The sequence below is a fragment of the Sphingomonas sp. 3P27F8 genome, from assembly GCF_005502745.1.
Classification (GTDB): Bacteria; Pseudomonadota; Alphaproteobacteria; order Sphingomonadales; family Sphingomonadaceae; genus Sphingomonas.
Window position 1 is genome coordinate 220,339 of the sequence record NZ_SCNL01000007.1, and the last position, 8,160, is coordinate 228,498.

The following is an 8,160-nucleotide window of genomic DNA, read 5'->3' on the forward strand; positions in this document are numbered from 1 at the left end:
TCTTACACCGGCATGCTCATGATGTCCTTGTAGGCGGACAGGATTTTGTTGCGGACCTGCAGCGTCGCCTCGAAGCCGACGGAGGCCTCCTGGCGCGCGAGCATGACCTTGGCGATGTCGACCGTCTCGCCGCGCTCATAGGCTTCGGAAAGGGCGGACGCCTTCTGCTGCGTGTCATTGACCCTGGAGAGCGCGGTCTCCATCGATTGCGAGAAGCTTGGCGCCTGCGTCGCGCCCGATATGCCGCCGGATTGCGGCGCCGCGACAGACTGGCCGGCGCGCGACAATGCCTGGTTGCGTTCCAGAATCTGCGCGCGCAGCGCCATCACGCGGTCGATACCGCCCACGCTGTCGATGCCGCTCATGCCGACGCCACCTTGCTATGCGGGGCGGCGATATCCTCGCCCTGCTCGCGTGCCCGGGCGAGCCGGTAGCGCAGCGTGCGCTCGGAGATGCCGAGCCGACGCGCGGTCTCGATCCGGCTGCCGTTGCACGCGCGCAGCGTTTCGCGGATCGCGGCGAACTCGGAAAGCTGCACCACCTTGCCCAGCGTGGATGCCTCGTCAGCAGGGATGCGCGGCGCGGCGGCCGGGCGATCGAAAACGATATGCCCCGCCTCGATCGTGTCGCCGCCGGCGAAGAGCAGCGCGCGCTGGATGACATTCTCCAGCTCGCGGACGTTGCCGGGCCAGTCATGCGCGCAAAGCGCCGCGATCGCCTCGGCCGACGGCCATGGCACGATCGCGCGGTTGCGGGCATGGCGCAGGATCATCGTCGCGGCGAGCGCGGGAATATCCTGCGGGCGGTCCGCCAGTGCTTTGGTGGCGAGTGGGAAAACCGACAGCCGGTAATAAAGATCGGCGCGGAATCGGCCTTCCGCTACCTCGGTCTGGAGATCGCGATTGGCGCAGGCGATGACACGCACATCCACCGCGATCGGCTGGGTCGCACCGATCGGCACCACCTCGCGCTCCTGCAGCACGCGCAGCAATTTGGATTGCAGCGCGAGCGGCATTTCCGCGATTTCGTCGAGCAGGATCGTGCCGCCATGTGCTGCGCGGAAAAAGCCTTCGCCGCCGGAAGAGGCGCCGGTGAAAGCGCCCTTCTGATGGCCGAACAGCATCGCTTCCAGCATGGTTTCGGGCAGTGCGGCGCAATTGAGCGCGATGAACGGGCCGTCGCGGCGTGCGGAATTCTGGTGGATGGTCCGCGCCAGCACTTCCTTGCCAGTGCCGGTCGGGCCATTGATGAGCACGGTGATGTCGGCCTCGGCGACGCGCTCGGCAAGCGCGAACAGCGCGAGGCTCTCGGGATCGGCAGCGGTGGGGGCATCCGGGCCGGCGATCAGCGCGCGGGCGAAAGCGTTGCCGACCACGGCATCCGCGCGATCAAAGGTGATTCTCGCCGGTGCACCATCGTTCGCCGGAACGACCGCGCGAACGCCCTCGCCGATCAGCACGGTGCGCGCCGGGGCAGGGCTCATTTCGCCGGGCGCGGCCAGCCACATCATGTCGGCGGTGGCGCGGGCGCCGGGCTTCTCAACCGCGAAGCCCTGCGCGCGCAGCGACGATAGCAGCGCGACATGGCGTTCGGCGATTGCCGCTGACGGAACGATGGACCGCATTTTCCCCCCGGTGTTTCGGTCAGCCCAGAATGAGAGAAAAAGGTTAACGGCAAGTATAGGAATTTGCCGGCCGGCAGATTTTTTCCGGGCGCACGCGCGCGTAGCGCATGCGAGCGCGATCGGGCGCGACTGCGCACGCATTGGCCCCGGCGAACGCGAAATTTTTCCGGTGATCACTAAAACGCGGCGGCGGCCGGTCGTTTCGATGGTTGACGGCTCGGCCATCCGCACTTCGGGGGGCGGCGGACCCGTCAGCCACGACGGAGAATGAACATGACGGTTATCGCAACCAACACCAACGCGATGCGCGCGACTGCCGCATCGGTCAGCGCCAACAGCGCGCTGTCGACCGCGATGGAGCGCCTGTCGACCGGCAAGCGTATCAACTCGGCCAAGGACGACGCCGCCGGCCTCGCCATTGCCGCATCCATGACCTCGCAGATCCGCGGCATGAGCCAGGGCATCCGCAACGCCAACGACGGCATCTCGATGGCGCAGACGGCAGAAGGCTCGCTCGACGAAGTGACGAACATGCTGCAGCGTATGCGTGAACTGGGGGTCCAGGCCGGCAACGACACGTATTCGACGGCCGACAAGAAGAATATCGCCGCCGAGCAGAAGGCGCTCGCGACGCAGATCGATTCGGTGCTGAAGAACACGCAGTTCAACGGTCAGAACCTGTTTGACGGCTCGGCCGGCTCGGCAGGCGACGGCAAGGTCGTGATCCAGGCCGGCGCCAACAGCGCCGACACGGTGACGCTCGACCTGTCCACCGACCTCACCGCCGCCGCCGGCAAGACGACGACCGTTACGGCCGCTGCGAGCGCGACGACGCCGATCACCGATCTGTCGCAGTTCGATGATGCGATCACCGAGATCGCGAACACCCGCGCCGGGCTCGGCGCGTCGCAGAACCAGCTCGAGTCGGCGGTCAACAACCTGACTTCGAACGTCACCAACCTGTCCGACGCGCAGAGCCGGATCGAGGACGCAGATTTCTCGACCGAATCGACGAACCTCGCCAAGGCGCAGATCCTGTCGCAGGCGTCGACCGCGATGCTGGCGCAGGCGAACCAGTCGCAGCAGAGCGTGCTGAAGCTGCTTCAGTAATCAGCCGCCCGGCTTCGGCGCCGCCCCCCCACAGGGTGTCGGAGCCTGTTACGGACCCCGGTGACCGACAGGCCACCGGGGTTTCGTTTGTCCGTGTTCCCAAAAAGATGGCGCCGGCGCGATGGCCGGCGCTTTGGTGTTCGCGGTCGTGGGGCGGCGCGCGGCCTCGCTCAGCGCGGCAGCAGGGCCTTTTTGAGCTTCGCATGGGCGGCCGATTTGATCTGGCACACGCGCGCAGCGCCTACGCCCAGTGTCTGGCCGATCTCCTCGAGGTTCAGTTCCTCGACGTGATAGAGGTGTATCACGATCCGCTCGCGCTCCGGCAGCGCCTCGATCGCCGCGATCAGCATATCGCGCAGCTCGCCATCCGCGAGCTGGTCGAAAGCATCTGGCTCGTCGCTGGCGAACCATGGCTGGTCATCGGCATATACTTCGTCGAGCGGGTCGAAGCGCACCGCCTCGGCCGCCACGTAATCGGTGCGCAGCTTCTCCAGCGTCACGCCGAGCCGCTCGGCCGCCTCGCCATCGGTCGGCGCGCGGCCAAGCTCGGTCGCGAGTTGCGCGGTCACGCGGCGATACTCGCGGCGGCGGCGGATCGCGCCCCGTGTCATGGCCGCATGGCGGCGCAGCTCGTCGATCATCGCCCCGCGCAGCCGGGTGGCGAGATACTGTTTGAACGTCACCTGTCCGCGGTCCTCGAACGTCGCGACCGCCTCGACCAGCGCGACGAGGCCGACCTGCACGAGATCCTCGACCTCCACCGCGGTCGAGACACTGCCGTGGACATGCCACGCCAGCCGCCGGACGAGCGGCAGATGCTCCTTGACCAGCGCCGTCTCGTCCCGCGCGCGTGCGCGGGGCGTATACGTCAGTGGCGCGGCGTTCGCGAAGGCATCGCGATGCGGCTCCGCGCTCATGCCGGCAGCGCCTCTTGCGCGCCGATCACGGCGACAACTTCGACGGCCTTGTCTTCCGGTACTTCGAAGAAGCTCATGACAGGGGTATCCGGCAGCACGGTTTTGACGAGTTTGCGGATCGCGACGCGGATCGCGGGCTGGACGACCAGCGCAAACGGTTTCGCTTCGTTGACCAGCGGTTGCGCGGCGCGTTGCAGCGCGTCGACGATGCGGCGGCCGAGATCAGGCTCGATCACGTGCCGTCGCGCCGGATCGCTGCGCACCGCCTGGCCAAGCAGCCCTTCAAGCTGGCCCTCGAGCGTCATCACGCGCAGCGGCTCGCGCACGCCGCACAGTTTCTGGATGATGAGCGGCCCGAGTTCGGGGCGAATCAGCTCGACGATTTCTTCGGCGTCCTGCGTTTTCTGCGCGATAACCGCGATGGCGCCGGCGATGCGGCGGAATTCCTTGAGCGAAATGCCTTCGGCCAGCAGGCTCTTGAGCACCGTCGTCAGCGTCGTGACGGACAGCGGTTGCGGAGACAGCGAAGCAACGAGCTGCGGATTGCGCTCCTTCAGCCCCTCGAGCAGCGCCTGCACTTCGTCGGCGCTCAGCAGATCGGCAGCGTTCGCGCCGAGCACATGGTTGAGATGGGTCGCGATGACGGTGCCGGAATCGACCACCAGATAACCCGCGCCGGTCGCCGCATCGGCATCCCCCGGCACGATCCATGTCGCGTCCAGCCCGAAGGTCGGGTCTTTCGCCTTCTTGCCGTGCAGCTCGCCGAAGCCGGTGCCCGTATCCAGTGCCAGCATCTCGTCGGGCGATACCTGATCCTCGCCAACAACCACGCCGCCGACGAGCAGCCGATAGGTATAAGGCGCAAGATTGATGTCGTCGCGCACCTTCACCTGCGGCACGACAAAGCCGAGATCCTTGGAAAGCTGGCGGCGAACACCGGTGATGCGCGACATGAGCGGGCTGCCCTTGCGCTCATCGACCAGTGGCACCAGCCCGTAGCCGATGTCGAGGTTGACCATCATGCCGTCCGTCACCTCGTCCCAGCCGATCCGGGATTGATCGACCGGCTCGGCCTTGACCTCCACCACGGGCGCGGGGCGGTTGGCGATCTGGCGCAGTTTCCACGCCGCGAATCCGGCGATGGCGGCGGCGGGCAGGATCACCATGTGCGGCATCCCGGGCAATACGCCGAGCAGCGCGAGGATGCCGGCCACCGGCGTCCAGGTGCGCGCCGCGCCGAACTGGCTGCCGATCTGCCCGGCGAGATCCTTCTCGGAGGAGACGCGGGTGACGATCGCGGCGGCGGCGATCGACAGCATCAGGCTGGGAAGCTGCGCCACGAGCGCGTCGCCGATCGCGAGGAGGGTGTAGCCCTTGGCCGCCGCGCCCAGCGACATGCCGTGGCTGATCGGCCCGAGGATCAGGCCGCCGATGATGTTCGCCGCCAGAATCAGGATCGCCGCGATCGCATCGCCCTTCACGAACTTGGACGAACCATCCATCGAGCCGTAGAAATCCGCCTCGGTCGATACCTCGACGCGGCGCTTCTTGGCTTCGTCCGGCGTGATGAGGCCGGCGTTGAGATCGGCGTCGATCGCCATCTGCTTGCCGGGCAGCGCATCGAGCGTGAAGCGCGCCGACACTTCGGATACCCGGCCTGCGCCCTTGGTCACCACGATCAGGTTGATGATCATCAGGATCGCAAAGACGAAGATGCCGACGACATAATCGCCGCCGATCAGGAAGGTGCCGAACGATTCGATCACATGGCCGGCGGCCGCCTCGCCCTCATGCCCGTGCACCAGCACAACGCGGGTGGAGGCGACGTTCAGGCCGAGGCGGAACAGCGTCGCGAACAGCAGCACCGTGGGGAAGGCGGAGAAATCGAGCGGCTTCTGCGCGTTCAGCGCCACCATCAGTACCGCAAGGCTGATCGCGATATTTGCCACGAAAAACACGTCGAGCAGCGCCGCCGGGATCGGCACCACCATCACGACGACGAGCAGCAGGATCGCGAGCGGGAGCGCGGCGCTGCGGGCGTTGGCGAGCAATTTCATCAGGTGCTAGCCCCCCATCCGCGCGAGCATCATGTAGGCGAGCCGCGCCGTATCCGGCGTGGGGCGCAGCAGGCTGGCCGCCTGCGTCTGGCCCGATCGCGCGCCGAGCGCATTGCTCGCCCATGAGAGCGCGTCGCTCGCCGTCTGGTTCGCGCCGGTGACGACGGTCGCGCCATCCAGGTCCAGCGCCTGCGCTGCAAACTGCATGGGCGGCAAACTATTGCCGCCGTTGCCGGCATTGCCGGCGCCATCGCCAAGCTTGCTCGCGAAACGCTGGTAGACGTCGGAAAGCGATCGCGCGCTGCCGTCGCCGTTATAGAACACGCTGCGATTGGCGCGCGCGGCGGCGGGAAACAGGCTGGCCGCGCTGGCATCCGGATTGTTCTGCATGTTGGTGAGGAAGCGGCGCGCGCCCCCCAGGCCGAGGAAATGCGCCATATAGAGATCGGTGCCGGTGGCGGTGCGGCCGGTCGCGCTTTCCAGTGCATCCTTGTTGTCGGATGCGTGTTCGGCGGCCATCGCGGCGGCGATCTCGGGATCGTTGCGCAGCGCGAGAATCGCCTGCTTCGTCGCCGGATCGCTCACCGAAAGCTTGCCCGATGCAGTGCGTCCGATCGCGCCCGCGGCCCAGCCGAGGCCGTATTCGCTGCCGTGCTGCTTCATCACCGACAGCCAGCTCTGCTCGACGAACTGATACAGCCCGCGCGCAGAGGAGGTGGTTGCGCTGGCAGTCGCGTTCAGCCCGCTTTCGACTTTCGCCTGGCCGAGCAGATAGTCGAAATCGATGCCGGTGCGCGCTGCCGCCCGCTGGATCGCGGACTGGATGCGGCCGGCATTGGCGGTGATGGCGTTGACGGTCATCAGCTACGTTGGTTTCCCTGTTCGGGAATACCTCAGCAAAAACCGTGCCAGTAGCGGTTAAGCTGGAAGGCCGCCCGTCAGGCGTAGGCGGTGACGGGCCCGCGGCGATAGGCATTGCCGCCCTCGCCGGTAAGCAGCTGCAGCCGGCGGCGAACATTTGCCGCCATCAGGTTGACATAGATGCGGCAGGTTTCGTTCAGCCGGTTTGCCTCGCTCGCCAGCTCCTGCAATTCGGGGCTGGCGGGGCCGTCGCCCAGCGCGCGCAGCGTTTCGATCGTGGCCAGCTTTTCCGCTGTCGCGCGCTCGAGGGCGCCGATGTCATTGTCTTTCAGCGCCGCGATCTCTGCGTGAAGCGAATCGATCACGCGGATCAGCGCGTCACGCCTTGTCATTGGCAAGCCAATCGTAGCGAAGCGCGATCAATTGATCGGCCAGCGTTGCGGGAGAGAGCGGAAAGGTGCCGTTCGCCAGCGCCTCCTTGATACGGCGCACGCGTTCGGCGTCGACGGGCGGCTTCGCCGCTAGCTGGGAGGCGAGCGTGGGTGACTGCTGGCTCTGCGATACCGCCGTGTCCGACTGGTTCGATACCGCCGGAACAGCGCTGGGCGCCTGGACGCGCACGACCGGCGCGACCGGCAGGTCGTTCGTCGTGACAGGCCTTGAGCCGATAGAATCCACCATGTCCGCACCTTCCCGGTTTCGCTGACATGGGCTTAAACGACCGGGCGCGGGAAACTTTTAGCATCATTGTTCGCCCCAGCCGGGAAGCGTCGCGCGGCCGGGCTCCACGGCGACCGCCTGGACGGGCATCCGCGCAGTATCGACCTTCACCATCAGCCGTTCGCCGACGGCTGCGTCGCCCATCGCAACGCCCTCCCGCATGATGGAAAAGCCGTTCGATCCGGCCTCGATCATCAGCGGATCGCCGCGCTTGATGATCTTCTCGGCGTTGCGTGCCGGGGCCTGCGCACTGGCGGGCGACGAGATGACGGTGGTGCGCGCGGGCATCACCACCGGCACGAAGATGCGCCATTCCGGCCCGGTGCAGGTGACGACCACCGCGTCATGCGCGTCGGTCCGCCACGCCATCGACACCATCGGGCATTGCGCGAGCCGCAGGCGCGGATCGACCGCCGCGCGCGCGCCGCCCTCCTCACCGATCGGCCGTCCGGTAAAGGCGGAGACGCCGCGATCAAGCGCGGCAATATCCTGGAACGAGGCGGCGGCAAGCAGCGCGAGAGCGATCATTGTGGATTTCCTTCGCCTGCGAACGCAAGCGTAACGGTGACCTGGCGGTGGCCAGCGCGATTGGTGGTGGCCACCAGTATGCGGCCGGGCGCGATCTTTCCCAGCGCGGCGGCGACCGCGCGGGCACGATCGGTGGCGAGCACGGCGGCGCTGCCGGTATCCGGATCGACGTCGGCAGCCGTGCCATCGGTGCCGCCCGTAACGGTGAGAGCAACGCGTGGATCGCGCGCCACGTCTGTCGCCCAAGCGATCAGCGCGTCGGGGGCGGCGGGAAGCCCGGCGGAGCCAGGCGCAAAACCCGCCACGATATTGGCGGCCAGCGGGATCGCGGGCGGGCTGGGGC

Annotated in this window: 9 protein-coding genes and 1 pseudogene; 1 reads left to right on the forward strand and 9 read right to left on the reverse strand. The window is 67.1% G+C overall.

Annotation, left to right across the window (positions count from 1 at the left end; all coding sequences use genetic code 11):
- Positions 1 to 2: 2 nt before the first annotated feature.
- Both fliE and FFS35_RS10710 read right to left on the reverse strand, forming a co-directional pair.
- Positions 3 to 365, reverse strand: coding sequence for a flagellar hook-basal body complex protein FliE (gene fliE / locus FFS35_RS10705; protein WP_137787074.1), 363 nt, complete (start codon positions 363 to 365; stop codon positions 3 to 5).
- Positions 362 to 1,624 (reverse strand): sigma 54-interacting transcriptional regulator, encoded by a 1,263-nt coding sequence (locus FFS35_RS10710; protein ID WP_137787075.1) that lies wholly within the window; start codon positions 1,622 to 1,624, stop codon positions 362 to 364. The genes fliE and FFS35_RS10710 overlap by 4 nt, the downstream gene beginning before the upstream one ends.
- Positions 1,625 to 1,897: 273 nt before the next feature.
- Between FFS35_RS10710 and FFS35_RS10715 the strand changes: the two genes are divergently transcribed.
- A complete protein-coding gene (locus tag FFS35_RS10715) occupies positions 1,898 to 2,734 on the forward strand; it encodes a flagellin (RefSeq protein ID WP_137787076.1) in 837 nt (278 codons plus the stop codon).
- A 170-nt stretch (positions 2,735 to 2,904) separates the two neighbouring features.
- Here the strand turns inward: FFS35_RS10715 and FFS35_RS10720 are convergent, their stop codons facing one another.
- The 7 genes and pseudogenes from FFS35_RS10720 to FFS35_RS19995 all read right to left on the reverse strand — a co-directional run.
- Positions 2,905 to 3,651: a FliA/WhiG family RNA polymerase sigma factor gene (locus tag FFS35_RS10720; RefSeq protein ID WP_137787077.1), complete on the reverse strand. Its 747-nt coding sequence runs from the start codon at positions 3,649 to 3,651 to the stop codon at positions 2,905 to 2,907.
- Positions 3,648 to 5,708, reverse strand: a complete 2,061-nt coding sequence (gene flhA / locus FFS35_RS10725; protein ID WP_137787078.1) for a flagellar biosynthesis protein FlhA — start codon at positions 5,706 to 5,708, stop codon at positions 3,648 to 3,650. Before flhA ends, FFS35_RS10720 begins: the two co-directional genes overlap by 4 nt.
- 6 nt (positions 5,709 to 5,714) lie before the next feature.
- Positions 5,715 to 6,569 carry a lytic transglycosylase domain-containing protein gene (locus FFS35_RS10730; protein WP_137787079.1) on the reverse strand — a complete coding sequence of 285 codons (855 nt, stop codon included), beginning with the start codon at positions 6,567 to 6,569 and terminating at the stop codon, positions 5,715 to 5,717.
- Between the two features lie 77 nt (positions 6,570 to 6,646).
- Positions 6,647 to 6,961: a flagellar protein FlgN gene (locus FFS35_RS10735; RefSeq protein ID WP_137787080.1), complete on the reverse strand. Its 315-nt coding sequence runs from the start codon at positions 6,959 to 6,961 to the stop codon at positions 6,647 to 6,649.
- Entirely contained in the window at positions 6,948 to 7,250 is a 303-nt protein-coding gene (gene flgM / locus FFS35_RS10740; RefSeq protein WP_137787081.1) for a flagellar biosynthesis anti-sigma factor FlgM, read from the reverse strand. Before flgM ends, FFS35_RS10735 begins: the two co-directional genes overlap by 14 nt.
- Before the next feature lie 63 nt (positions 7,251 to 7,313).
- Complete coding sequence (locus FFS35_RS10745) at positions 7,314 to 7,817, reverse strand: flagella basal body P-ring formation protein FlgA (RefSeq protein WP_137787082.1); 504 nt, start codon at positions 7,815 to 7,817, stop codon at positions 7,314 to 7,316.
- Positions 7,814 to 8,160: pseudogene (locus FFS35_RS19995) on the reverse strand (hypothetical protein); the annotation flags it as partial. The pseudogene FFS35_RS19995 and the gene FFS35_RS10745, both read right to left, overlap by 4 nt.